Source organism: Bacteroides sp. AF29-11 (assembly GCF_003602895.1).
In the GTDB taxonomy this organism is placed as follows: Bacteria; Bacteroidota; Bacteroidia; order Bacteroidales; family Bacteroidaceae; genus Bacteroides; species Bacteroides uniformis.
On the sequence record NZ_QTLY01000008.1, the window covers coordinates 1 to 26,618 of the forward strand.

20 protein-coding genes are annotated in these 26,618 nt (G+C 41.1%); 18 read left to right on the forward strand and 2 right to left on the reverse strand.

Translation table 11 applies throughout. The features are described 5' to 3' along the window. Positions 1-46 precede the first annotated feature (46 nt). From DWZ03_RS13965 to DWZ03_RS14040, 14 genes are all read left to right on the forward strand, one after another. On the forward strand, positions 47-412 hold the full coding sequence (locus DWZ03_RS13965) for a helix-turn-helix domain-containing protein (RefSeq protein WP_055289352.1): 366 nt from the start codon (positions 47-49) through the stop codon (positions 410-412). A gap of 12 nt (positions 413-424) precedes the next feature. Then, the gene (locus DWZ03_RS13970; RefSeq protein WP_055289354.1) at positions 425-1,795 is read left to right on the forward strand and encodes a DUF3987 domain-containing protein; all 1,371 of its coding nucleotides are present in this window, start codon (positions 425-427) and stop codon (positions 1,793-1,795) included. 77 nt (positions 1,796-1,872) lie between these two features. Continuing rightward, the gene (locus tag DWZ03_RS13975) at positions 1,873-2,928 is read left to right on the forward strand and encodes a DUF6371 domain-containing protein (protein ID WP_087332712.1); all 1,056 of its coding nucleotides are present in this window, start codon (positions 1,873-1,875) and stop codon (positions 2,926-2,928) included. Positions 2,929-3,030: 102 nt separating this feature from the next. Next, a complete protein-coding gene (locus DWZ03_RS13980) occupies positions 3,031-3,378 on the forward strand; it encodes a plasmid mobilization protein (RefSeq protein ID WP_055289358.1) in 348 nt (115 codons plus the stop codon). Then, positions 3,375-4,313: a relaxase/mobilization nuclease domain-containing protein gene (locus tag DWZ03_RS13985; protein ID WP_055289360.1), complete on the forward strand. Its 939-nt coding sequence runs from the start codon at positions 3,375-3,377 to the stop codon at positions 4,311-4,313. The genes DWZ03_RS13980 and DWZ03_RS13985 overlap by 4 nt, the downstream gene beginning before the upstream one ends. 19 nt (positions 4,314-4,332) lie before the next feature. Further along, positions 4,333-4,983: a hypothetical protein gene (locus DWZ03_RS13990; protein WP_055289362.1), complete on the forward strand. Its 651-nt coding sequence runs from the start codon at positions 4,333-4,335 to the stop codon at positions 4,981-4,983. Between the two features lie 225 nt (positions 4,984-5,208). Further along, the gene (locus DWZ03_RS14000; RefSeq protein WP_032540868.1) at positions 5,209-5,418 is read left to right on the forward strand and encodes a helix-turn-helix domain-containing protein; all 210 of its coding nucleotides are present in this window, start codon (positions 5,209-5,211) and stop codon (positions 5,416-5,418) included. Next, positions 5,411-8,830: a helicase-related protein gene (locus DWZ03_RS14005; protein WP_055289366.1), complete on the forward strand. Its 3,420-nt coding sequence runs from the start codon at positions 5,411-5,413 to the stop codon at positions 8,828-8,830. Before DWZ03_RS14000 ends, DWZ03_RS14005 begins: the two co-directional genes overlap by 8 nt. Next, positions 8,802-11,870, forward strand: a complete 3,069-nt coding sequence (locus DWZ03_RS14010) for a DUF1156 domain-containing protein (protein ID WP_229061119.1) — start codon at positions 8,802-8,804, stop codon at positions 11,868-11,870. The genes DWZ03_RS14005 and DWZ03_RS14010 overlap by 29 nt, the downstream gene beginning before the upstream one ends. Before the next feature lie 16 nt (positions 11,871-11,886). Continuing rightward, positions 11,887-15,186: a DUF499 domain-containing protein gene (locus tag DWZ03_RS14015; RefSeq protein WP_055289369.1), complete on the forward strand. Its 3,300-nt coding sequence runs from the start codon at positions 11,887-11,889 to the stop codon at positions 15,184-15,186. A 29-nt stretch (positions 15,187-15,215) separates the two neighbouring features. Further along, positions 15,216-16,229, forward strand: a complete 1,014-nt coding sequence (locus tag DWZ03_RS14020) for a Fic family protein (protein WP_070101846.1) — start codon at positions 15,216-15,218, stop codon at positions 16,227-16,229. Between the two features lie 142 nt (positions 16,230-16,371). Further along, positions 16,372-17,145, forward strand: coding sequence for a GNAT family N-acetyltransferase (locus DWZ03_RS20255; RefSeq protein ID WP_229122372.1), 774 nt, complete (start codon positions 16,372-16,374; stop codon positions 17,143-17,145). Between the two features lie 16 nt (positions 17,146-17,161). After that, positions 17,162-17,890, forward strand: a complete 729-nt coding sequence (locus DWZ03_RS14035) for an alpha/beta hydrolase (RefSeq protein ID WP_055289371.1) — start codon at positions 17,162-17,164, stop codon at positions 17,888-17,890. After that, complete coding sequence (locus DWZ03_RS14040) at positions 17,887-18,666, forward strand: class I SAM-dependent methyltransferase (protein WP_055289373.1); 780 nt, start codon at positions 17,887-17,889, stop codon at positions 18,664-18,666. The genes DWZ03_RS14035 and DWZ03_RS14040 overlap by 4 nt, the downstream gene beginning before the upstream one ends. Positions 18,667-19,256: 590 nt before the next feature. Here DWZ03_RS14040 and DWZ03_RS14045 read toward each other — a convergent pair. After that, positions 19,257-20,957, reverse strand: a complete 1,701-nt coding sequence (locus DWZ03_RS14045; RefSeq protein WP_120130293.1) for a response regulator — start codon at positions 20,955-20,957, stop codon at positions 19,257-19,259. Positions 20,958-21,364: 407 nt separating this feature from the next. Here DWZ03_RS14045 and DWZ03_RS14050 point away from each other — a divergent pair, with 407 nt between their 5' ends. The 4 genes from DWZ03_RS14050 to DWZ03_RS14065 all read left to right on the forward strand — a co-directional run bounded on the left by DWZ03_RS14050 (position 21,365) and on the right by DWZ03_RS14065 (position 25,555). Further along, positions 21,365-22,540 carry an MFS transporter gene (locus DWZ03_RS14050; RefSeq protein ID WP_005826523.1) on the forward strand — a complete coding sequence of 392 codons (1,176 nt, stop codon included), beginning with the start codon at positions 21,365-21,367 and terminating at the stop codon, positions 22,538-22,540. 168 nt (positions 22,541-22,708) lie between these two features. Next, the gene (gene nhaC / locus DWZ03_RS14055) at positions 22,709-24,163 is read left to right on the forward strand and encodes a Na+/H+ antiporter NhaC (protein ID WP_120130294.1); all 1,455 of its coding nucleotides are present in this window, start codon (positions 22,709-22,711) and stop codon (positions 24,161-24,163) included. 47 nt (positions 24,164-24,210) lie between these two features. After that, the gene (locus DWZ03_RS14060) at positions 24,211-24,801 is read left to right on the forward strand and encodes a DUF4251 domain-containing protein (protein ID WP_025834828.1); all 591 of its coding nucleotides are present in this window, start codon (positions 24,211-24,213) and stop codon (positions 24,799-24,801) included. Positions 24,802-24,892: 91 nt separating this feature from the next. Continuing rightward, positions 24,893-25,555, forward strand: a complete 663-nt coding sequence (locus DWZ03_RS14065) for a response regulator transcription factor (RefSeq protein WP_120130373.1) — start codon at positions 24,893-24,895, stop codon at positions 25,553-25,555. On the opposite strand, the gene mnmA is transcribed toward DWZ03_RS14065, so the two are convergent. Next, on the reverse strand, positions 25,546-26,610 hold the full coding sequence (gene mnmA, locus DWZ03_RS14070) for a tRNA 2-thiouridine(34) synthase MnmA (RefSeq protein ID WP_120130295.1): 1,065 nt from the start codon (positions 26,608-26,610) through the stop codon (positions 25,546-25,548). The two genes, DWZ03_RS14065 and mnmA, sit on opposite strands and share 10 nt — an antisense overlap. Between the last annotated feature and the right edge of the window lie 8 nt (positions 26,611-26,618).

A 26,618-nucleotide genomic window follows, 5' to 3' on the forward strand; every position in this document is an offset into this window, starting at 1 on the left:
TTTAAATGTTGTTCCGGGTCCCTTTTCAAGTGTTAGCTACAAGTTTATGTGTAAACACGAAATTACTTTTGATAAGTTACCGCAGGCGATAACTTATCTGACCGAACAGGTCGCAGAGTTAAAACAGTTGGTATCGGAACTTCAGGCACCGCAATCTGAAAAGCATCTGCTGGTTGGTATTGACGATGCTTGTCGTATTATTCAAAAAGCAAAGCCGACCATTTATGCCCTTGTACGTAAAGGGATACTTCCCTCTTATAAGAAAGGGAAGAAGCTTTACTTCTATGAGGATGAACTACTGGCATGGATCGAAAACGGACGAAAGAACACGGCTGAGCAGAACTACGACCAGATGCTGGCCTCGATGCAAAACGGAGTACGTCGCAAACCAAAATCAGGTTTTAACCTTTAATCCGTCAGAGTTATGAAAGAGAAATCAATAACTCCCGAAGGAATTATCAATCAGGCAATGGGAATGAATATGTCCTTTACAGAAGCAGAATTCCCGGTTGAGATATTTCCATCCATGATTCAGAGGATTATACACGAAGTGTACGAATGTCAAAGTTATCCGATTGACTACACGGCTGCCTCTATCCTGACAGCCATTGCCGCAGGAATAGGTAATACCCACCTTGTTCAAATGAAACAAGGCTGGGTGGAGAGTGCCATTCTGTTTGTTGCATTGGTTGGCCGACCAGGTGCTAACAAAAGCCATCCCCTCAGTTTTGCCATGAAGCCCTTTATCAACTTCGATTATCAGCAGAATCTGGAATTTGGAAAGTTGTATGCTAAATATGAGCAAGATATATCCATGAGCAAAAAGGAGCGTATGGATGCTGGCGTAGAGGAGTTTCCACAAGAGCCTATTCGCAAACGCTTTCTGGTTTCAGACATCACACCTGAAGGATTGAGTTATATCCATGCACAGAATAAACGTGGGCTTTGCCTTTGGTCGGATGAGCTTTCGGCATGGTTCAAGAATTTTAATCGCTATAATAATGGTTCAGAGGAGCAGTTCTGGTTGTCGGTATTCAGTGCAAAGACTGTTATTTCCGACCGCAAAAATGCTAAAAGCTCCGTCTTCATCACTCGCCCGTTCATTCCAGTGATTGGCACCATCCAGAAAAAGATTCTCAGTGATTTAGCTCATGGCGACCGTTCGAGCAATGGATTTATCGACCGTATTCTGTTTATCATGCCTACCATCCAGCAAAAAGCTCGATGGAACGAAAAAGATATTTCTCCCGACTTGGAATCTCAATGGCATACACTACTAAATAGGCTTATCAACATCGAGTGCGCATTGGATGAGAACAATGAGATTCAGCCTTCAATCGTAACCTTCAGCGACGAGGCTCGCAAGTTCCTGTATAAATGGCAACACGAACATGCAGACCTGTGCGATAACCTTAGTAATGAAATACTTTTAGGAATATATTGTAAACTGGAAATCTATATCATCCGCTTTTGCTTGTTGATACAGATAACCCGCTGGCTTTGCGGAGAGTGTGGCAAGGAACAGGTAGACACCGAGACCGTCCGACGAGCGATTTTGCTAACGGAATATTTCAAACAAACCGCTACCAGAGTGCAAAATCTAATGAACGAAACGGCTCTTACGGTACAGCAACAATCCGTTCTATTTCAACTCCCCGAACTCTTCACCACTGCACAAGGTATAGAGATAGCCGCCAGTCAAGGGATGAAAGAGCGGGCTTTCAAAGAGTTCCTGAGTAAACACACAGGAACCCTTTTTCAGAAAGATCGGCATGGAGAATACAGAAAAGTATAACCGCATTATCCACACTATCCACATTTTGAGAAACCAAAATGCAGAAAATGTCGAAAATGCACTAACAAAAAGAATCAATGACACACAGATTTATATTAGAACCCTACAAAAGCATTGCCTCTCGACACACCTGTCCGGAGTGCAAGCACAAAAGATATTTTTCCCGATATATTGATACGGAGGGAGCCATCTCCTTTCCCGAATACGTCGGGCGGTGCGACCGTGAACAAAAGTGCGGTTACCACCTCACACCCAAAACATACTTTGAGCAGAATCCCGAACAATGTGAACAGACACAAGCGCGTGAGCGTCCGTTTCGCCCTACTCCACCACCATCATCAACAAGCTATATAGACGAAGCTTTGGTAAAACAGTCGATGAGTCATTACAAGGAAAATAAACTATTCCAGTTCTTATTATCTCAGTTTGGAGAGGACGAGTCATTGCGACTAATGAAACTCTATCGGGTAGGAACAGCCAACCATTGGCAAGGTTCAACGGTATTTTGGCAAACGGATATACAGGGCAAAGTCCGCACCAGCAAAATCATGCTTTATAATCCAGCCAATGGCAGACGCATCAAAGAGCCGCACAATCACATTACGTGGGTACACTCCCTTATTCATAAGGATGGGTTTACTCTCAAGCAATGCTTCTTTGGTGAACACCTATTGGCCAAAGACAGCACAAAGTCGGTGGCTATTGTCGAAAGCGAAAAGAGTGCCCTGATCGCCAGCTCCTATCTACCACAATATTTGTGGATCGCTTCGGGTGGGAAGAACGGCTGTTTCCGAGAGGAGAATCTCAGCGTGCTCAAAGGCAGGAACGTCGTGCTCTTTCCCGATTTGGGAGCCACCGATGATTGGGCGGCCCGAATTTCCACAATGCAGCGAATGGGAATTACCGTCAAACTCTTCGACTATTTGGAGAAGAACGCTACCCCGGAACAACGGAAAAATGGATTCGACATTGCCGACTTCATATTGGAGGTGAAACGACCGCAAACCATTTTGCAAGGTATGATCGCTAAGAATCCATCTCTTAATCTGCTGATAAAAGAGCTGGGATTAGTGCTTATAGAAGAACCTGTTCACCCTGTTAGTACAGTAAAAAGAAGAGGCTTCAAGCTTTAAAAGAAAATCGTAGATTTTGAGGTAGCAAGTTTATGTTTTGGACGTCCCAAAACCTTGCTTTAATCCCGATGGTCTGCAAATTGAACTAAAAAAAATGAACGCATGAAAGCATATAATAAAGGTGGAAGACCCACCAAATCGTTAGTCGAAAAACGAACTTATCGGGTGAATCTAAAGATGAACACCGAAGAGTATTACACCCTCAAGGAACGAGCTTCGGAAGCCGAAGTCTCACCCTGTGATTTTATCCGAGCCATCATTCTGAAGGCAGAAATCAGGCAACGCCTCTCACCCGAATGGATGGATCATATCCGTAAGCTATCCGGTATGGCAAACAACCTGAATCAGATCGCACACAAGGCAAATGCTGCAGGTTATCCGGATGCACGCATGGAATATCTATTCTTAGCCGACAAGATTGACAACCTGTTAAACCAGATACAACAATGATAGCGAAAATAGTAAAAGGCACCTCGTTTAGTGGTGTGGTAAAATACATTCTCGATCCCGAAAAGCAAACCAATCTATTGGCAGCAGATGGTGTACGGCTAAAGAATTTGGACTCTATAGCCCAGAGTTTCGAGGCACAACGAGAACTAAACTCACGAGTAAGTAAACCTGTCGGGCATATCTCTTTGGATTTTTCGGCACAAGACCGAGACAAACTCTCTAATGAAGTAATGGCTCGCATCGCACACGATTATATGGACCGGATGGGAATAGTCAACACGCAGTACATCATTGGTCGACACCATGACAAGGAACACCCACATTTGCATATCGCATTCAATCGGGTGGATAACAACGGACGCACCATCTCAGATAAGAATGACCGCATCCGCAGCGAAAAAATTTGTAAAGAGCTGACGGCCCAATACGGTCTGTACTTCGCAAGTGGCAAAGAGCAAGTAAAACAGCACCGGTTGAAAGAGCCTGATAAAACCAAGTATGAGATTTACAATGCCCTAAAGACAGCTCTTCCAGAATGCAGTAGCTGGCGTGAACTATTAAATCGATTGAATAAAGAAGGCATCGCCGTTGAATTTAAGATGAAGAGCGGAACCAATGAGCCGCAAGGCATCAAGTTCAGCAAAAACGGCTATCACTTCAATGGTTCAAAGGTAGACCAGCAGTTCAGCTTCTCAAAGATTAATTTTGCATTGCAGCAGAATGCCCATGCTGATCAGAAGCAAGAAGCAATCATCCAGCCATCGCCCCAGAAAGTTCAACAGGAATTTACCTCTCCTGATACGAATAGTTTATCAAGCAGCATCGGTGGATTATTCGATGGATTGCTCACTCCCTGCCCGGCCTACGATCCTGAAGAAGAAGCTTTCCGTCGCCAGATGCAACGAAAGAAAAAGAGAAAAGGAATAAGAAGATAACAAATTAAAACAAAAAATTATGGATATAAAAATTATCATCTCCATGTTCGAGGACTTGAAAAAGTTAATATCAGAACAGTTTAGTAACCTTTCGAAATTGGTTGAATCTCTGGCTAATGCCAAATCCGATCAACCTGCGCTACCGATTATACCACAACAAGTGGATCTGTCAGAGTTAGAGAACCATGCGTCTCATACAAAAGAGCTTATCCAAGAGGGTTTCAAAAAGCACCAAGAGCAATTGGATGAACTTGGGCAGAAGTTAGAAAAACAGCAGAATAAACCCCTACCTGTTCAAAAGCATCTGCACACCATAGAGTTAAAATCCTCAAAGGTGGTCATCGCACTGATCTCGCTTGGTGTGGCACTATTCAGCTCAGTATGCTACAATGTCTATCAATTCTCAGCAAACAGCCGTTTGAGTAATAACGACATCAAGTTCCGCTACATCAAAGCATTCGGAGAGATCACATCCGAAAACCTACTGAAACTTGAAACCATCTTTGAGTATGAGCCCGACAAACAGAAGCAACGCTCCATACGTCGAATGATTGAGGATCACGAACAACGTGTAGAGCAGAGAGCCCGTGACCTCGAACAAGCCCGCCTCAAAGAGGCACAAGCCGAACAACTTCGCAAAGAAGCTGAAAGTATAAAGCAGAAGAAATAGAGTATCAACACATTGCAAAGATGGAGATTTTTGTCATTCTCCATCTTTGTATAAAGAGCGTTCTAACCCTAACAGATAGCAGCAAACCTGTGATGCCGGAAAAAGAAGCAAAACAATTAGATACTTCACTACCTATTTTTAGCATCTTGAGAGAAATAATCATCCTCTTTTCTCTTTTTATAGCAGATTGTTTTATATCTTTGTTTAACAATTAAGAATTTTGTGATGGACAAACCCATGAATCGGATAAAAGAAGTGCTTGAAGAAAAAGGTATCAAACAAACCTGGCTGGCAGAAAAACTTGGAAAAAGTTTCTGTATTGTCAATTCTTATGTTTGCAATAGAAGACAGCCCAGTTTGGAAGTTTTATTTCAGATAGCAGAAGTCCTTCAAATGGACGTAAAAGATCTTATAAAATCCTCTAACAATGATTGAAGTCGGAAATATAATAAAGAATCTAATACCAACAGAAGCTGTTGTTGTTAACAAAATACAGAAATTAGGAACTATGTATTCGCTCAAATTTACAGGAGTAAATACGAACAAAAGCAGTTCCAAGGTAATTACAGAAGAACAGTTCAGTTCTTTAGAAGTATTGACATCTGATGGAGAGTTCAATTTCAAGGGCGATCCCGGTAAATTTGTATTATTTGCAGAAGCAGAACGAATAAACTCCGCTTATCAATTTGATCCTCTATTTGCCATCAATTGTAGTGTTGTAGATCCACTACCCCACCAAGTAGAAGCTGTATACAAATTTTTGCTTCCCCAACCTAAAATACGTTTTTTGCTGGCAGATGATACAGGTGCAGGAAAAACAATTATGGCAGGCTTATTATTGAAGGAGCTATTGATGCGAAAGATCATTGAGCGCATACTTATTATCACACCAGGCGGCTTGACCAAACAATGGCAAGAAGATGAAATGGGAGTAAAATTTAATATTCCGTTTACGCTTGTCAATAGAAGTATTTTTAATGCTGACCCTACCATTTTTCGCTCAGCAAATAAAGTGGTAGCCTCTATTGATTTCATTTGCCGAGAGGATGTGTTGAACATTGTCAGCAACACGAATTGGGATATGGTTATCTTTGATGAGGCTCATAAACTATCGGCTTATGAATACGGACAAAAAACATATAAATCAAAACGATATGAAGCTGCTCACTTACTTTCGCAACAATGTGAGCACATCTTGTTGTTGACAGCTACCCCACATAGAGGAAGAACTGATACGTTCAAGAAACTTCTCCAATTATTAGACGAAGATATTTTTGCAACAGAGGATATTGCTGCCGACAGAGTGAAAGAATTAAGTAAAGATGGGCTGAATAAGTTTTTCATACGCCGATTAAAAGAGGACATGAAAGACTGGAATGGTAACAATCTATACAAAAATCGGTATACCAGAACAGTATCTTTTCAATTGACACCTGAAGAAAAGCGACTTTATGACAATGTTACCAACTATTTGACCAAGCAGAAAGAAGAAGCAGCCGAAACAAGGAACATCCATGTATCTTTGGCTTTGGCTGTAATGCAACGACGGTTAGTCAGTTCTATTTTTGCCATCAAAAACACATTATACAAACGTTGGATTGCGTTACAAGGCATAGTAGATGAAGTAGGCAAGAATCCTAATATATGGAAACAACGCCAGAAGTTAGAAGAACTTGATGTGGATAGCATCGACCAATACGATGACCTGGAGGACGATGAACGAGATGCATTGGATGGTATCCTATCTGACCCTCGAAAATTTAAATTGTTCACCACTTCAAAAAGTTTAGCAGAGATACAGACCGAAGCTCAAGAAGTGAAACGTCTGTATGAGATGGCAAACAGCCTATACAATCAAAATCAAGAAGAAAAGAAATACATTGAGCTAAAAGAACTCTTGAAAAGCCAAGGAGTTATCAATGGCGAAAAACTCGTTATTTTCACAGAGCACAAGGACACATTGCTCTATTTGAGAGAACGCCTAAGCAATAACGGCTATAAAGTAGCAGTCATTCATGGAGGCTTATCTGTTGATGAACGCCGTCAGGCACAATGGGATTTCATGTCTCCCGAAACCCAAATACTCATTGCAACCGATGCTGCCGGCGAAGGTATCAATCTTCAATTTTGTAGATTACTAATAAATTGGGATATCCCCTGGAACCCTAATCGCTTAGAGCAACGCATGGGACGTATCCACCGCTATGGACAGAAAAATGATGTACTGGTCTTCAATATGGTGGCGGACAACACACGGGAAGGGCAAGTATTGTCTCGTTTACTGATAAAGCTGGATATTATTCGTCAAAGCATGGGTGATGACCGCGTTTATGATGTTATTCAAGATGTACTGAAGGATGTTAGTCTGGATGCTATTATAACTTCCGTTTTTGATGGAAAAGAATCTTCTTTTGATCAGTTTATAGAACAGGATGAAATCATCATTGAGAAAGTATTCCGGAATAAGATAGAAGAACAACAAAAAGTAATCGCCCATAGTGAAGTCGATTATAAAGATGCCCGTATTCTCAAAGAACATTCTGACGAGAAACGATTGCAACCGATTTATATTCGTTTCTTTTTTGAAAGAACTTTCAGCTATTTAGGAGGAAAATACAGGATGATACAAGACGGAATTTATCAAATGGAAAACATTCCGGATGTACTTTCCAAACGTCTAAAAGATGATTATAACATCTACGCTGAGAATATCAATAAATTATTGTTCTGTTTCGATAAACATATATTTCTCGACTATCAGAATACCAATGCCATATTGGGTAAGGTACACTATATCAATCCGGGTAACGCTTTGTTTGATGCACTCATTGATTGTGTGCGCGATTCTTTCAGAGACGAAATGCTGAAAGGTACGATTCTCGTTTCACCGGAAGATACTGAAGACTATTTTGCTTTTTATGTTAAAAATCAAATCACAGACAATCGTCCCAATAAAGGAGACGACAGTATAGCAAATGAACAGCTTAGTTTTGTTTATCAAACTAATAATGGAGTATTTCATGCAACTTCACCGGCCAAGTTTCTGGATCTGCATGCACCCCTTCAATTTGCCAAGCAAATCACTCCTCCTGCTGTTATAGGTAACGAAGAAGTCACCGAATGGGCATTCGAGAATATCACCTTACCTCTATTCACCTCTACACAGGAGATTGTAGAAGCAGATGCCGCAAAGCGAAAAGAATATTTGCAGACTGCATTCAGTCAGATTATCATGGATTTAGACATAGAAATTAATGAATTGCAAGGTAAGGTTTTATTGGGAGATGTAAAAATACAGGAAAAGTTATTGCATAAGATGGAACGAAAAGCAGAACTACTCCGCAAAAAAGATGAACGCATCCGCGAAATGGAGCAAATGGTTCAAATAAATCCCAAAGCTCCGGAAATATTGGGATGTGCCTATGTCGTCCCCCTCAGCCAAATGGAGTATGAGCAACATTACGGCATGAAAAGAGACGATGAAGTAGAAGCCATAGCCATGAATATAGCTATCGAATATGAGGCTGCCAATGAATGGCAAGCGGAAGATGTTTCCAGCCAAAACTTAGGATATGATATCCGAAGCGTTAACAAGTTAGATATTAAACGATATATTGAGGTCAAAGGTCGTTCAGGGATTGATGGGGTTATGCTGTCGGAGAATGAAATGAACCGGTTGGCACAACTGGGAAACAGTGCATGGCTTTATATTGTAGTGAATTGCAAATCTAAACCACAATTGCACCGTATTCAAAACCCAGCCAAGAAGCTCATCTTTGAGCGGAAAGACAAAGGAGTACAATACTATCTGCCACTGGATGAATGGAGAAATAAAACTGAAAAATAAGGAAAACATAAATATGACAAAAGCAAAAAAACTGATAGAAGTAGCTATGCCGATTAAGGAAATATCGGCTGAGAGTGTACGTGATAAATCTATTCGTCACGGCCATATTTCTACTTTACATTTATGGTGGGCACGCCGTCCACTTCCTGTGTGCAGGGCTGTAATCTTTGCCAGTCTGGTACCAGACCCATTGGATGAGCAATGTCCGCTGGCTTTTAAAGATGCTATACAGGAGTTGTTAAGTAACGATCCACTTTATGTACCTTATCCGGATATTCCATATACGGCGATATATGATCCAATGCCGGACAATCTGCGCAATCGTTTGCTGATGTTTATAGGAAAGTTTTCTCCAGTCTGTCAGGCTAATATGTTGAAAGGCAAAAGTACAGCTTCGAAAGAACAGTTAAGTGAAGGTTGCCTGATAAAATGGGAAAGTAAGAACGATAAAGCTGTTCTAGCAAAAGCAAGAAAGTTAATTTGGGTTGCATACAATGCAGAACAGAATCCTGATGCTTCTTTTATTTCATTAAGTCAGTCATTTGATGCAGCCTATCAAGCTATTGAAGAAGCAGAAAACAATCTCTATACTTGCATAGACCGTCATTTGGAAACTGATATTATAAAAGAAAAGGAGGCTGCACTGAAAACTGCAATTGATTGTTTTCAAAAGCAGATGCCAAGTGTGTTCGATCCATTTGCAGGTGGAGGTGCTATACCCTTAGAGACAGCGCGTTTGGGATGTCGTAGTTATGGCAATGATATTAATCCGGTTGCCCATATCATTGAAAAAGGAAGTGTAGAGTTTCCACAGAAATATGGGAAGCCCATACGATATACAGAAGAGGAGTTTCGTCGTATTTACGGAAAAGAAGGTATAGATATACTCATTACCAAAGGTATTTCTATCTGCAACGGCATTATAGATATTCCCAACAGACTTTCTTTTGATGTGGAATACTATGCCAAACAACTGTTGGCTATGACAGAGAAGGAAGTAGGGTATTTATATCCTGCCGATGAAAATGGGAACAAACCAATCGCTTACTATTGGGCAAGAACTGCTACTTGCTCTAATCCAAGCTGTAAAGCGGAAGTTCCTTTATTAAAGCAATTCTATTTGGCGAATACTTCATCAAAGAAGGTGTATTTGAATCCTGTCATTAATGGGACAGATATTCAATTCGAAATTAAGGAAGGGATGTGTCCTATAAAAAGTGGATGGAATAATCGGGGAAATATGACTTGTCCTTGTTGTGGAAGCATTACAACTGTAAATCAGGTAAAACTACAGTTTAAGGCAAAAACATCTAAAGAAGTATTATTAGCAATCATTTCTGAAACAAATAGAGGAAAGCTATACAGATCGCCAACCAAAAATGAATACATTAAGCCACAATCTAAAAATATAGATAAGCCTACAGATAGAATGGCTGTTGAAAATAATAGAAATTTCAACACTCCAGGATGGGGAATAGAAATTTATGGCGACATGTTCTCTGACCGTCAACTATTCATGCTCCAGGCATTTACAAAAAGCTTCTCTCTTTTAAAAAAGAAAATAGAACCAACGCAATATACTCAAGCTCTTTACACTTACTTAGCAATCTGGATTGATCGAATTGCTGTGGCTAATACTTCATTGGGAAGATGGCATAACGGGCGTGAAACTATTGAGCATCCATTCAGCAGACAAGCTATTGCTATGGTTTTCGACTATCCGGAATCCAATCCTTTTTGTAGTAGTTCTGGCAGCGCAACAAACCAACTCGAATGGATACTGCGATATATAGAATCAGAAAGTAATTCTTCTTTTGAGACTATATTAAAAAATGCTTCCAGTGGAGAAAAAAAACAATTTGGAGAAAAAAAACTGACAGCTGTGATTACAGACCCTCCATATTATGATGCGATTGCCTATGCGGATATATCAGACTTTTTCTACGTTTGGTTAAAGCGAACATTAAATGACACATATTCATTAAACTTTTCAACACCACAAACACCTAAATCAGAGGAGTGTACTGCACTAAAACATCATCATAACAATAGCGAACAAGAAGCTAAATTATACTTTGAAAAGAAACTCACAGATATATTTGATGCAATAGAACAACAAACGTCTGATATTGTCAGTATAATGTTTGCCCACCAAACAACAGAAGCATGGACCACGTTGTGTAATTCAATTCTAAGTGCCCGCATGAACATTACAGGTAGCTGGCCTATGGATACAGAAATGGCAAATAGAAGTTTGGGACTGGCAAGTGCTGCTCTTGAGTCTTCCGTTACCGTTTCCTGTCGCCCCTCCGAGCGCTTAGGCTATGGCAGTTTCAAACAAGTGAAACGAGCCATTGAAGAAAAAGTTAATACAGAAGTAGAAAAACTTTATGGATTAGGTTTTCGTGGTGCCGATCTATTAACCGCATGCTTTGGACAAGCAGTAAGTGAATTCGGCAAATATGAAAAAGTAGAGAAAGCTGATGGAAGCGAAGTGACTGTAGCGGAACTTTTAGAACTGGCAAAAACAGCAGCTTTCAATGCTTTGCTCAGAGGTTTTGAAGGAGATGAATATACCAAATTCTACATTGGCTGGTTGCAAATGAACGGTATGGGAGAAACTGATTTTGATGATGCTGCAAAATTCACACGCATCGGCATGAATATAGATGTTAGCGACATATTCCATCATCATTTACTTATTAAAGATGGAAATAAGCAGCATTTGGCCTCCTACACAGAACGAATTACAGGCGAAGTACAAGGCACTAACATCAGTGATCCATTAATAGACCAAGTACAACAAGCGATGATGTTATGGTCAAAAGAAAATCGCCCTAAACTATTGCGTCTTATTAAGCTGGTTGGTTCTGAAGCTAATAATAGTTTTTGGCGTGTATTGGCCTCCCTGAAAGAGTTACTACCCGATGGAGATGACCTGAAACAAGTAAATGAGCTGCTTGCCAATAGTGAGGAGTTAATACAGTCTTGCCAGAAGGATATAACTGGTCAGGCTACACAAATGAATTTAGGATTTTAATAAATACAGAATGATTATGAATGATAATTTATCCAAAGCACTCAGTATTTTTATTGAAGCCATGCGTCCATTCGTCGTGGGGTTCTTACTGGAGAAATTTAAGAATGAACCTTGGGAAGGCGTATTCTTTGCACGGCTTAAACCGGACAAACAAAACACCTGGAATAAAGCTGTTCAGTCGCTATCCGCAGATAGTGACCGTAAGCAACTGGTAGATTATAGCAATCTCTCAAGCTTTGCCATTGCCTTTAAGCAAGAACTAACCGATGAATTAGGGAGTAGCAAGGAGGCAAATAAACTTATTAGCTATCTGCAAGAGATACAAGAAGTACGTAATAAATGCAACCACTATCAGCCATTGGATGAAGACGAGATAGATAGAGCTTTTGGCACTATGAAACTAGTAGCTAAATTACTTCAGATGCCTGATTTAGTGACAGAAATAGATACAATAAAAAATAGAGGAAATGAACCTACTATTCAAATAGAGACACCTGTCACCACAGAAGCTTCTTCTACAGTTTCGTTCTCCGAAGACTCCCCTCTACCGGCCTGGTATACGAATGTATATCCTCATTATGACATCCGCAACGGTTCACTGGATGAATCTGTTTTTGCAGCAAACCTTAGCGAAGTGGCTATGGGCATCGGACAAGAGGTGTATAGCAATCCGACCATGTTTTTTGAAAAGACCTATATCACAGCTGGATTGCGCGATATAGCTAACCGAGTTGTCCGCGCGTTGAACGGTGAAGAAACCGATAATCGGGTTATCTCTCTACAGACTGGATTCGGAGGCGGTAAAACGCATACGCTGATCTCTTTATACCACATTACAAAAACTGGAAAATCTCTGCTCTCTTCAGCTTATACTCAACATATTTTAGACAGTAAAGTAGCTCCTCAGTTTGAGAATGCACAAGTAGCAGTGTTTACCAATAATACCACTGATGTATCACAAGGCAGAACCACCGATGATGGAATCACCATTAATACCTTATGGGGAGAACTAGCTTATCAATTAGGAGGTTTAGAAGGATACAACTTAATTAAAAAGAATGACATAGAACGGATTTCGCCGGCAGCCAATTTATTTCGACCCATTTTGGAAAAGTCAGCCCCTGCTCTTATACTAATTGATGAGTTAGCAGACTATTGTAATAAAGCATCGGCAGTCATGATAGGAAAAGGAAGTCTATCCGATCAGACTATTGGTTTTATGCAAACACTGACCGAGGTGGTATCTTCCGTACCTCGCTGCGTATTAATTGCCACATTACCCGCTAGCGCAACGGAAGTTGCTTCATCGGCTATCGGTCAACAGATACTGACTGCCTTAGAAAATCGTATTGTCCGGGTTGGAACAAGTATCAAACCCGTCGAAGATGAAGAAATATTTGAAGTCGTTCGCCGTCGTTTATTCGACAATATTGGGAATCCACAAGTGATAGAGCTTGTTTTAAACCGTTACAAGAATACATATCATAATCGACGTTCCGATTTACCCAATCAAGCCGACCGCATGGAATATATTAACAAGATGCGCAAATCTTATCCCTTCCATCCAGAATTGATTGATATGTTTCGTTTAAAATGGGGACAGGATTCTCGTTTCCAGCGTACTCGTGGAGTATTACGATTATTAGCATCCATCGTGAAGGATTTGTGGACACGACGGGGATCATTAACTGGTACCCAGGCATTAATCCATACCTCAGACGTCAACCTTAGTAATCTGCCAACATTGACAGGTACTATAACCAGTCTGATGGGAAGTCAGTGGGAAACAGTGATTCATGCTGATGTCATAGGTACCTCAAGCAATGCTTATAAAATAGATAATGAAGATCCTAACAACAATATCGGTAAATATAACTTGACCCAAGGTATAGCCACCACCATATTAATGGCTTCATTGGGTAATTTACAAAACAAAGGATTGACTATTGAAGAACTAAAACTATGTATTTTGAAACCTAGTGCATTCAATCATAGTGAAGTAAATAGTGCATTAAACAAATTGGAACAAGTAGCTCATTATCTCTATTCCACTAATGTTGGCTCACGCAGTTATTGGTTTCAATCCAAACCTAATATCAATATTTTGGTAAATCAGGCTAAAGCAGAAATAGGCCAAGCGGATATTTCGGGAGAAATCATCAATCGGCTAAATGCACAAACCCGTAACATATCAAAAATAAAGGTGCTGGTTAATCCAGCCAATGATATTCCTGAACAGAAAAATCTTACGTTGGTGATACTCGGTCCTGAGTATGCAACACAGCCAGGAAGTATAAATACCAAAACCAAAAAGCAAATTGAGCAAATAGCTCAAAATAAAGGCAATAGTAGTCGCATATATAGGAATACTATATTATATTTGGCATGCTCTGAAATAGGTTTAGGTATGCTACATAGTAAGCTACTTGAGTATTTGGCTTGTGCGAAAATACAAGCTGAATATAGTGGGCAGATAGAACCAGAACAGAAGAAAGATATTTTAGAGCGCAAAGCCGAATACGATAAACAAGCAAATACTTTACTTATTGCAGCTTATAATATTGTATGTAAATACTCTGTAAGCGAGGGATTAGAGAAAATTGAGATTAAAGATTTTGCGCAAGATTTTAACACGCAACTAAGTAGCAATCTTTTTAACAATATAAAAGAAGAAGAATGGCTACTTGAAAAGTCAATTGGCCTAGGAACTCTACGCAGCAGTGGCTTATACCCTACAATAGAGCAACCCATACAAGTTAACGACTTATATGAGGCCTTTCTACGCTTTGATGACAAACCCATGATTTGTGGAGTGGAAACTGTCAGTCAAAGTATTCAAAGGTATTGCGAGAATGGTGATTTTAATGTAGCTTGTGGTGAACAAGGAAACTACAATCGCATTTATCATCATGAATCTGTTCCATTCTTAGATGTTACCGATCCGCAATATTGGTTAGTTGATAAATCTATTAATAATCAACAAGAGCCTGAAGAAAGTTCTACCGAAGAACAACCTGTTGGATGGAATTCAGCAGCCGAAGAGAAATCAGAGCAAACGGACTCCTCCCAATCTGTTGATGAGATACGGAAATTCAAGTCCATCAAAGTATCTGGGAAAGTACCAGTTGAACGCTGGACTGATTTATTCTCCAGCTTTGTTGTTCCTCTCAAAAATAATGGTTTGGAAATAGAAATATCTTTTAAGGCTAAAACCACAAGTTTAAATCCATTGGATGAGTCAGCACAGGTTTACAAAGTAGTAAAGGAGTCGGCTATGCAGTTGGGGTTGAATATAGAAGAGGAAAATCTATCTTGAATTAACATTAAGTAATAATTTATGGAATAATGAACAGAGAGAAAAAGTTATTATCTCTATTAACCCAGTTCAAAGAACTGGGTATAAATCAACAGATAGATTACAATAAATTCTATCTCTACTCTATTATTACCCATTCAACAGCTATTGAGGGTTCTACCGTCACCGAAATAGAAAACCAACTTTTATTCGATGAGGGCATCAGCGCAAAAGATCGTTCAATGACCGAACAGTTAATGAACTTAGACCTGAAAGCAGCATACGAGCAATCTATTGCTTTTGCAAAGAGCCATAGTGATATTACTGTTGAAATGCTTAAGAAGCTATCTTCTGTGGTTTTGAAGAATACAGGAACAACCTATCAAACTGCCTTGGGGGAATTTTCGTCTGCAAATGGAGATCTACATTTACTGAATGTCACGGCAGGCACCGGAGGACGTTCTTATATGAACTACTCTAAGGTGCTAATAAAGTTATCGGAACTCTGCAAAAATATAAATCAAAGACGCAAGGCTCTTTCAAAGGCAAATATTATAGAATGCTACAAATTGAGCTTCGATGCACATTTTCATTTAGTAACTATCCACCCTTGGGCTGACGGTAACGGCAGAATGTCTCGTTTGCTTATGAATCAATTGCAGTTTGAATTTAGGCTCATCCCCACCAATATCAACAAAGACCGTAAAGCCGAATATATTGAGGCTCTTATCACTACTCGTGAAAACGATGATATAGAGCTATTTCACAACTTTATGTTTGATGAACATATACGCAACTTGGAGCAGACAATTCGTAATTATCAGGCTTCCATAGAAGATGAAGGTTTAGAGCCTCGTGTCGATGTCGGTATAAATGTCGGTATAAACGAACAGCGCACATTAGAACTTATTCGAATTAATAATCGGATAACTGCAAAAGAGGTGGCAGAATCGCTCTCGGTATCCTTACGGCAGGGTGAACGTATCATGGCTACATTGAAAGAGAAAGGCTTAATTAAGCGTGTTGGTTCTAATAAATCGGGGCATTGGGAGGTTGTAGAGTAACCATAGAAGTTGCAACGAAAGCTCAAACAATTGAAATATATTTTTAAAGGATGTACTGGGTACAAAGCTAGTTATTGCAAAATTTGCAACAACTGCACCCGATGGAAAACATATCAGTGCTATTATAATGTAGCGAATAAAAATGGATATAATTCTACTAACAGAAAACAAGAAACAATACATAGACCTATTGCTACTTGCTGACGAGCAGGAATCTATGATCGACCGTTACTTAGAGCGTGGAGACATGTTTGTGCTTAATGACAATGGTGTAAAGGCTATTTGTGTCGTCGCAGATGAAACGAACGGAATTTGCGAACTCAAGAATATTGCAGTGACTTCCGAATCACAACGACAGGGATACGGTAAGAGGCTGATAAATTATTTAGTTAAGCACTATGCTGGAAAGTACACCCAGATGATAGTTGGCACGGGTGATGTGCCAAGTTCTGTTAGCTTCTATAAAAGTTGTGGATTTGAATATTCACATCGAATAGAAAACTTCTTCACTGACAACTACGATCATCAGATGTTTGAAGATGGGGTGTTGCTGAAAGATATGGTATATTTTAAACGGAATATTCCAGAGAGCATCATTATAAAAACCTATTACAGTCGTGTTCCTGCCTGCGGTGTATTTTGTGGTGGTTGTCCCACTTATACGCGAGACAAGAAACCCTGTTTAGGCGCTGAGCAAAACAAAGAAAGGTGTGAGAGATGTAAAACATTTCATCTTTGTTGTACCGAAAAAGGAATCACTCATTGTTATCAATGTAAAGCCTTTCCATGTGCAAAATTTAAAAGTTTCGCAAAACGATGGCTGAAATATGGACAAGACTTTGTTGCCAATCAAAAACTATTAAAACAAGCCGGTGAAATGGAATTTTTAAAACAGTATAATCAACGAACAGTATAAAGATTAAAAGAACAAAATGAAAAATAGGAACATACTCCTCATAGGATTCTTGTTTTGCACTTTACGGCTATTTGCGCAAACTGAATATACAGTAAATTTATATGATGCACAAAGAGAGCGCATTGTTCCAATTGCTATATATGAACCAAAACACGTAAACAAACATACTCCGGTCATTATATTCAATCATGGATATGGACAAAATGCTCCTGATTCGTATATATCATACTCATGCTTAACAAAGCCATTAGCTATGAAAGGTTATTACGTGATAAGTATTCAGCATGAATTGCCAAATGACCTGCCGTTAGCGATGAGTGGCAACTTTATGAAAACACGAATGCCCAACTGGGAAAGAGGTGTTGAGAATATATTGTTTACCATCAAAGAGTTTAAGAAATTCAAGCCCAAACTGAGTTGGAATAACATTACTATTATGGGACATTCCAACGGTGGAGATATGGCAATGTTATTTGCAGCCAAACATCCAACGATGGCTCAAAAGATTATATCTTTAGATCACAGAAGAATGGTAATGCCACGATGCAGTTCTCCTAAAGTTTATACGTTGAGAGGTTCAGACTACGGAGCAGACGAAAATGTAATTCCGACAGTAGAAGAACAACAAAAGTATCATATCTCAGTTATTCAATTAGATGATATTAAACATGGGGATATGGATAACAAAGGAAAAAGAGAACAACACGATACAATACTTTACTATCTATATAAATTTCTAAAATGAAAACAGATTATAAAGTCGGCGAGTTGATATACGACGCAAATATTTACGATAGATTGAATACCTTTCTCTCAGATTTGCAATTCTATAAAAAGTGGCTTCCTACCAACAAAGAGGCTCGAATACTTGAACTCTGCTGTGGTACGGGTAGGCTCACTATTCCAATTGCACAGGAGGGATATAATATTTGTGGCGTAGATTACACTCCGTCAATGCTTGAGCAAGCAAAGTGGAAAGCTACCGAAGCAGGATTAGAGATTAATTTCATTGAAGCGGATATTAGAACACTGGACTTGCAAGAGAAATTCGACTTTATCTTTATTCCGTTTAACTCAATCCACCATTTATATCGAAACGAAGATCTGTTTAAGGCGTTAGCATGTGTTAGGAACCATCTCAAAGAAGGAGGGCTATTTCTGTTGGATTGCTTTAATCCCAACATTCAGTATATTGTCGAGAACGAAAAAGGCCAAGCCATGATTGCCGAATACACAACGGACGATGGCCGAGAAGTTTTAATAAAACAAACCATGCGTTACGAGTGTGCAACCCAAATCAACCGAATTGAGTGGTACTATTTTATAAACGAAGAGTTTCATTCAACCCAAAATTTGGATATGCGATTGTTTTTCCCTCAAGAATTGGATTCATATCTGGAGCAAGCTGGGTTTGGTATTGTTCACAAGTTTGGAGGTTTTGAAGAAGAACCGTTTGATGATAAATCGGAAAAACAGATATACGTTTTGTCATTAAACTATTTGAGAGATAATGACAAGTGATGCAATAGCAGAGGAATACAATTCAGATTTTGAATAAGTAAAATAGAGTAAACTTTTTAACTGAATTCACTTTGCGGTTCTTTCATTACTGTACAAAAGCACTACAAATAATCAAATATGAAGTATGCTTGTACAAAAGTTCTGCACTTTCTTTGAACCATGTACCCCATTTTTCATATCTTTGTCGCTGCAAACCATTTGTAACCCCAATGCGGTAACACCCACCAAATCAATCTTCTAAAATTGATTGGAGACTCCCGCAAACAGGCTGAAAAAATGCGGTACAACACGTATATCGAAAAACCTGAAAATCAACACATTGAATTTCCCGATACTTTCAATGTAATTGTAAAAACAAGGTTTGTACCATTTAAAAGAGCAAAACGCTAACACTCAATAGTGTAAATATGCTGCGTCGGCAAGTAAAGCTAATCATATATACCCAGTTATCCCCAAAACGAAAACGATGAGAGATTTTCCTTTATAGATAGCTTAGGATGTTCAGTTCTCCTATCTCCCATTTCAAAACAAAGGCTGTCCATTATCTAATATGTGACAGCCTTTCTATGAAAGTTTTCTTCAGATAAATATCATACTTTTTTCATAAACTCCTTCGGTGTTTTTCCAAAATACTCCTTATACCTGCCTCTGAAGTTTTTCAGATTTCGCATACCCACCATTTCAGCAACCATAGTCACAGAAAATTTTCCGCTTTCCAAAAGTTCCCGTGCCTTCTCCATCCTGATTCTCGAAATCAAATATTTGGGTGCTTCTCCCGTCAACAACTTCCACTTATTATAAAAGGTTGTCCGGCTCATGCACATCCTGGAGGCAATATCATCTACTGTCAAATCCTCTTTATCCATATTCTCCATAATGTAAAGCTTCACTTCATTCAAAAATGCCAGATTGGCATCCTGCTGAGCCCGCTCCATAGGTTTCGTTAAAAAATCTTCTCCAAAAACTTTCTGAAGAAATGTCTTCCGAAGAAAACGGCTATTATTTATCAATATGGATATTTCCACTTTAAGGTCCTCCAGATTAAAGGGCTTACATACAAAGAGATCAGCCTGAGAAGAACAACGCTTTTCCCGCCGTTTCACATCAATGTGCGCCCCCATCAATATCACCGGAATAAAGGAGGTGTCCCTCGACGTCTTCAGTTTAGAAGAAAGTTCCTCACCGCTCATACCTTTCAACATGATATCACAAATCACCAAATCCGGATACTCTTCACATATTACCTCCAATGCTTCCTGACCGTCATCAAAGCTCCTCACTACAAAACATTCCGATAAACGTTTCCCAAGATAATCCTTGAATCCCTTGTCATTATCCGCAAGTATCACTAAAGGTCTATCCATATTTTTTTTCTTCGAGAAACCATGGAAAGCTATTTCCGACTCATTCACCTGAAAAGTGTCCGGAATATTTAAGGATGTATCCCCCCCCGAAACCGCACACGAACATCTTATGGGAAATCGAAGCAGAGCCTCCTTTTCCAAAGTCAGTATTTTCCCGTCACATATATTCATCAACTTGTCAAAAAACACACCGCCCATGCCATACTGCTTGCCATGCAGAGGTCGCAGAATAGGAAGCCGCGACGAGTACCATCTGCAACATTTCAGAAATCGCTTGTTGCCTGTATCCTTAATCCTGATTGCCCAGTAATCTCCCTTCAACGAAACCTGCATCGAGAGATGCGTTTCCGGCAGAGAACACTCGATGGCACTCAATACAAACCGGTCGATAACCGGAGATATCTTTCCCGGATCAAACCAAGCGCTTGCATAGTCAAAATCCGGAACCAAATCCAGCTTCATCTGTAACCCGGCCACATGAGACTGTAAAAAAGACACTTTCTTCCTCATAAATGCGCCGATTTCATGTTCTGCAACTACCAGGCTACCAGAATTGCCAAATAGTCGTTTCAACTCCATCAACGCTATCAAGTGCTGCTCCAGCCCGCCTATATGATGAAGTGCAACAGCCAGTTCCTTCTTTATGTCTTCCGGACAGTCTCCTTCGTAAACTGCCCCTAACGGTGTCTTAATCAAAGAAATGGGATTACGTATGTTTTGAAAGGTATCAATGAAATACTGATTTCCCTCTTTCAGTAAATCTCTTTCTTCACTGATACAGAGTAAATGGAACAAAAGCCAACATAATATACAGATTCCACTAGCCACTATTGGCAGAACAGACCAGGGAACCTTATGATATACGCCGATGGATAGCAGGAAAACGCATAATGACACTACTATTATTATTATCGATAAATGTTTCATACTATTATAAGTTTAAGTAATAATGATTCATACTAATATATACCCGAGTTTTCAGTCAATAGCAGGATAATCCCAAGTATGTCATCAGGAGGCGGTCTAATGGGGGAACGGTAGGTTCCTTGAGTCATCGAATTCACCTTACCAACCCTCGTTTGCTAGAAGAGCCTGCATTTCGTCCACCTGTATTTCATACCCAGCAACTCTCTAAACCATTCATTTCCCATGCCCAACGTATCTTTAAATATCAATACAACATTCCGCTTATCCAAGATAGCTCCAATCAATTATTCTCAAACAAAATAATAGTATAACAAACGGAAAGGCTAAAAAGATGATACCACTTCACACATATTCTTATCATACTCACATATCTTGCGCATGAAACAGAAAGACATTATCTTTGCAGCATGAAACAAGAACTGAAAGAAAACGGAGGATTACCGGCACATATACTCTGGACACTTGCTATCGTAGCTGGCGTGTCCGTAGCCAACTTGTATTACAATCAACCCCTGCTTAATATCATGCGGCATGAATTGGAAGTTTCTGAATTCAAAACGAACCTCATTGCCATGATTACACAAATCGGATATGCGCTGGGATTATTGTTCATCGTCCCATTAGGAGACCTCTATCGACGCAAGAATATCATCCTAACGAATTTCTTCCTACTCATATTTTCCCTTCTAGCCATTGCCATGGCACCGAACATCTACATCATCTGGGCAGCATCACTCATTACCGGCATCTGCTCCATGATACCCCAAATATTTGTACCGATTGCCTCGCAATTCTCACGCCCCGAAAACAAGGGACGGAATGTAGGTGTCGTCATCTCAGGATTACTGACTGGAATACTTGCATCACGTGTTGTCAGCGGATTTGTGGGTGAAGTGCTTGGCTGGCGTGAAATGTACTTCATCGCCGCTGGAATGATGTTACTATGCGCTATCGTTGTATTAAAGGTACTACCGGACATACAACCGACTTTCCAAGGCAAATATTCCGGGCTGATGAAGTCTCTTTTCTCATTAGTAAGAGAATACCCCTCTCTACGAATCTACTCGATACGTGCAGGACTGGCCTTTGGCTCATTCCTTGCCATGTGGTCCTGCCTTGCATTCAAAATGGGAGAAGCCCCGTTCCATGCATCCAGCGATGTCATCGGCATACTAGGGCTCTGCGGCATTGCCGGAGCCTTAACCGCATCTTTTGTAGGAAAATATGTAAAAAAGGTAGGCATACGCAATTTCAACTTTATCGGTTGCGGAATGATTCTGCTTGCATGGGCCTCGCTCTTTTTCTGCGGAAACAACTATGCAGGTATCATTACCGGTGTCATTCTTATAGACATAGGCATGCAATGTATCCAACTCAGCAACCAGACCAGTATTTTCGACATCTACCCGTCTGCCTCCAATCGGGTAAATACGATTTTCATGACCACTTACTTCATCGGCGGCTCTTTGGGTACCTTCCTTGCAGGAAGCAGTTGGCAGACTTGGGGATGGAGTGGCGTGGTCGGCACCGGCGTTATTTTAACAATAATATCGTTGTCTATCACCCTTTACAGCAAGAAATAACAAGGATACTATCATTTTTCCAAGCAAACGCAAAGATTTGATAATTTTTATTTGTCATGCAAAGGATAAGGAAGATATTGAACAGAATTGTTATACCTTTGTCGCATCAAACTATAAACGACAGATTGATAATAGATTCGTCAACCAAGCATAGTCAAAAACAACCCTATGAATTCAGCAAAGAAAATACCCTCTCCACTCGTTTCTCTATTTCCCATCGCTTTTCTCGTAGGAATGCTGTTCGCCACCATCCATACTTTCGGAAGTGACGCCTTGAGTGGAGGAAGCCAGATTTCCCTGCTTGCCACCACTGGTATGTGTGTCTTTATCGGCATGGCTTTCTACCGCATCCCTTGGAAAGATTATGAACTTGCCATCACCAACAACATTTCAGGTGTTGCCACAGCTATCATTATTCTATTGATTATCGGTGCTTTGAGCGGCACATGGATGATAAGTGGGGTGGTACCTACCCTTATATATTATGGTATGCAGATTATCCATCCGAATTTTTTCCTTGCTTCTACCTGCATTATTTGTGCATTGGTATCAGTAATGACGGGAAGTTCATGGACCACTATCGCCACCATCGGTATCGCCCTTTTGGGCATAGGTAAGGCACAAGGTTTTGAAGAGGGATGGATAGCCGGTGCCATCATTTCGGGAGCCTATTTCGGAGACAAAATTTCACCGTTATCGGATACCACGGTCCTTGCCTCATCCGTAACGGAAACACCGTTATTCAGCCATATCCGCTATATGATGATCACCACCGTCCCCTCTCTCCTCATCACCCTTGTCATCTTTACAGTAATGGGACTCACACACGAAACGAACAATACACAACAGATCGCGGAATTTACGGCAGCATTGGACGCCAAATTCAACATTACTCCCTGGTTACTGGCTGTTCCCGTGATTACGGGAATACTGATTGCCCGGAGAGTGCCTTCCGTCATCACACTCTTTCTCTCCACTCTGCTGGCAGGGATATTCGCCTTCATCTTCCAACCGGGACTACTGAATGAGATAGCGGAAGGTGGGAATATGTTCAAAGGGATAATGATGACATTCTATGGCAGTACCAGTCTACAAACTGACAGTGACATGTTGACAGAACTGATTGCCACACGAGGTATGGCAGGAATGATGAATACCATCTGGCTCATCATCTGCGCCATGTGTTTCGGTGGAGCCATGACGGCAAGCGGCATGCTAGGAAGCATCACTTCCCTATTCGTCCGCTTCATGAAGAATACAGCCAGCATGGTAGCATCCACCGTATGTTCCGGATTGTTCCTGAACCTTGCCACGGCAGACCAGTACATCAGCATTATCCTCACCGGAAACATGTTCAGCAACGTTTACGCAAAGAAAGGCTACGAAAGCCGGCTACTTAGCCGTACCACGGAAGATGCCGTTACCGTCACCTCCCCGCTTATCCCATGGAACACCTGCGGCATGACGCAAGCCACCATTTTGAGTGTACCCACACTGACCTACCTTCCCTATTGCTTCTTCAACCTTATCAGTCCGGTAATGAGTATCTTTATTGCTGCTATCGGATATAAAATAATTAAAAAACCGGTGAACAATCCTGGACAGGCATTGTTCTTGCAATAAACTTATAACGAACAATTTATTAAACCTAAACAAAAAAAGATTCGATTATGAAAAAGTTTATTGCATTAGCAGCAGTAGTATTGGTAAGCATGGCAACAACGACCATGTATGCACAAGAGAGTAGAGCTGAAAAGCGCGCAGACCGTAAAGCCCAAAGAGACGCAGAACGTGCACGCCTGAAAGCTGAAGAACAAGCACAGGATGCCATTTCGTACGATGACGCAATGGCGGCCTTGAAAGCTCACCAGTTCGTAATGGAGGCAGACCAAGTGATGTTCCGCAACGGACAGACCGCATTTGTAAACTCCAACACCAACTTCGTATTGGTCAACCAAGGACGTGGCACCGTGCAGGTAGCCTTCAACACCGTATACCCAGGTCCTAACGGCATTGGCGGTGTAACAGTAGACGGAACCGTATCGGACATCCAAATGACTACCGACAAACGGGGCAACGTGAATTGTAACTTCAGCATCCAGGGTATCGGCATTTCCGCCCAGATATTCCTTACGCTGACCAATGGCGGGAATAACGCAACCGTAACCATCAGCCCGAACTTCAACTCCAACACCATGACTTTGAGCGGGAACCTGGTTCCGCTGGAACAATCCAACATATTCAAGGGACGTTCCTGGTAAAACCCTTATATAAATATATATATTCCCACTCCGCCGCAAATCACACTAAAAAGTGTACATTTGTAGCGGAGTTTTTTATATACCAAATGTCATGAGAGAATTTATCATTGCAGACAATCAAGATATTACCAAAGCAGGCATGATGTTCCTATTGGGCAGACAGAAAGACACCTCCCTGCTGCTGGAAGCCGACAACAAGGCAGAACTGATACAGCAACTACGCCTGCATCCCACCGCCATTGTCATTCTGGACTATACCCTTTTTGATTTTTCGGGAGCCGAAGAGCTAATGGTACTTCACGAACGCTTCAAGGAAGCCGATTGGCTACTCTTTTCCGACGAATTGAGCCTACCGTTCCTGCGCCAGGTATTGTTCAGCAGCATGGCATTCGGCGTAGCGCTGAAGGATAATTCCAAAGAAGAGATACTGACCGCACTACAATGCGCCTCACGCAAGGAGCGATTCATCTGTAATCACGTCAGTAACCTGCTGCTCGCAGGCAACGGTTCCTCCTCCCCCACTCATCCTACCATCAAAGATGATTTACTGACTACTGCCGAACGGAGCATCCTAAAAGAGATAGCCCTGGGGAAAACAACCAAAGAAATAGCTGCCGAACGAAACCTCAGCTTCCATACGGTAAACAGCCACCGGAAGAATATCTTCCGGAAACTGGGTGTAAACAATGCGCACGAAGCCACCAAATATGCCATGAAGGCAGGCATCATAGACTTGGTGGAATATTATATATAAATCTCCCCGCTCCCGACACACAGCCGGGCATCAGCATCATACACCACTCCGAACTGGCCCGGAGCAATGCCTTGCAGCTTTTCTTCCGAAACAATGCGGTAACCCTCCGCCTCCTTTTGCAACCTGCCTTTGACAAACTCCGGCGTATGGCGTATCTTGAAAGTCACCTCCACCTCTTCCTGCGCTCCCTTCCAGGGATTATCCGTAATGAAATGAAAATCGTACATACGGAATTCATAGCCGTATTGCAATGCCGTATCACATCCGCGGGACACGTAAATCACATTCTCCTCCACATCCTTGCGGACAACAAACCACGGTCCTCCACCCAACCCCAATCCTTTACGCTGGCCGATGGTATGAAACCAATAGCCCCGATGCTTGCCCAACTTTCTACCCGTTTCCAACTCCACAATATCCCCTTCCCTTTCGCCAAGGAAACGGCGCACAAAATCATTATAATCAATCTTTCCCAGAAAGCAGATGCCCTGACTGTCACGACGTCTGGCGCTGGGCAATCCGGCACGCAGGGCTATGTCACGAACCTCATTCTTCATCAGTCTGCCCAATGGAAACATCAGTTTGGAAACTTGCAGATAATTTATCTGTGCCAGAAAGTCGGTCTGGTCTTTCACGGAATCGGCAGCGGTACCGAGCCATGTCTTTCCATCCCTCAACACCGTAGTGGCGTAGTGCCCGGTTGCCGTGATATCGAAATCCTTCCCCACACGTTGCTCAAAGCACCCGAACTTTATCAGCTTGTTGCACATCACATCCGGATTGGGAGTCAAGCCACGTCTTATTTTATCAATGGCATAAGCCGCCACCTGGTCCCAATACTCCCGGTGCAGGTCCACTACTTCCAACGATAATCCATAACGCCGGGCAATGGCAGAAGCCATCTCCATATCCTCTTCCGCAGAGCAGTCCATATAATCGGCATCGTCCCTCCCTATTTTGATATAAAATAGAGAAGGACGGTAACCTTGTTCGCAAAGGAGATGTACCACCACGGAGCTGTCTACACCTCCCGACAATAATACAGCAATATTCATTCTATCGT

Bases quoted from the DNA above. Each gene is read 5' to 3' on its own strand.
- DWZ03_RS13970 (WP_055289354.1), top strand. From the start codon at position 425: ATGAAAGAGAAATCAATAACTCCCGAAGGAATTATCAATCAGGCAATG.
- DWZ03_RS14010 (WP_229061119.1), top strand. From the start codon at position 8,802: ATGAATGGAGAAATAAAACTGAAAAATAAGGAAAACATAAATATGACA.
- DWZ03_RS14065 (WP_120130373.1), top strand. From the start codon at position 24,893: ATGAGAGAATTTATCATTGCAGACAATCAAGATATTACCAAAGCAGGC.
- DWZ03_RS20255 (WP_229122372.1), top strand. From the start codon at position 16,372: ATGGATATAATTCTACTAACAGAAAACAAGAAACAATACATAGACCTA.
- DWZ03_RS14040 (WP_055289373.1), top strand. From the start codon at position 17,887: ATGAAAACAGATTATAAAGTCGGCGAGTTGATATACGACGCAAATATT.
- DWZ03_RS13965 (WP_055289352.1), top strand. From the start codon at position 47: ATGTGTAAACACGAAATTACTTTTGATAAGTTACCGCAGGCGATAACT.
- DWZ03_RS14020 (WP_070101846.1), top strand. From the start codon at position 15,216: ATGAACAGAGAGAAAAAGTTATTATCTCTATTAACCCAGTTCAAAGAA.
- DWZ03_RS14015 (WP_055289369.1), top strand. From the start codon at position 11,887: ATGAATGATAATTTATCCAAAGCACTCAGTATTTTTATTGAAGCCATG.
- DWZ03_RS14060 (WP_025834828.1), top strand. From the start codon at position 24,211: ATGAAAAAGTTTATTGCATTAGCAGCAGTAGTATTGGTAAGCATGGCA.
- DWZ03_RS14050 (WP_005826523.1), top strand. From the start codon at position 21,365: ATGAAACAAGAACTGAAAGAAAACGGAGGATTACCGGCACATATACTC.
- nhaC (WP_120130294.1), top strand. From the start codon at position 22,709: ATGAATTCAGCAAAGAAAATACCCTCTCCACTCGTTTCTCTATTTCCC.
- DWZ03_RS14045 (WP_120130293.1), bottom strand. From the start codon at position 20,957: ATGAAACATTTATCGATAATAATAATAGTAGTGTCATTATGCGTTTTC.
- DWZ03_RS14005 (WP_055289366.1), top strand. From the start codon at position 5,411: ATGATTGAAGTCGGAAATATAATAAAGAATCTAATACCAACAGAAGCT.
- DWZ03_RS13980 (WP_055289358.1), top strand. From the start codon at position 3,031: ATGAAAGCATATAATAAAGGTGGAAGACCCACCAAATCGTTAGTCGAA.
- DWZ03_RS14035 (WP_055289371.1), top strand. From the start codon at position 17,162: ATGAAAAATAGGAACATACTCCTCATAGGATTCTTGTTTTGCACTTTA.
- DWZ03_RS13975 (WP_087332712.1), top strand. From the start codon at position 1,873: ATGACACACAGATTTATATTAGAACCCTACAAAAGCATTGCCTCTCGA.
- DWZ03_RS13990 (WP_055289362.1), top strand. From the start codon at position 4,333: ATGGATATAAAAATTATCATCTCCATGTTCGAGGACTTGAAAAAGTTA.
- DWZ03_RS14000 (WP_032540868.1), top strand. From the start codon at position 5,209: ATGGACAAACCCATGAATCGGATAAAAGAAGTGCTTGAAGAAAAAGGT.
- mnmA (WP_120130295.1), bottom strand. From the start codon at position 26,610: ATGAATATTGCTGTATTATTGTCGGGAGGTGTAGACAGCTCCGTGGTG.
- DWZ03_RS13985 (WP_055289360.1), top strand. From the start codon at position 3,375: ATGATAGCGAAAATAGTAAAAGGCACCTCGTTTAGTGGTGTGGTAAAA.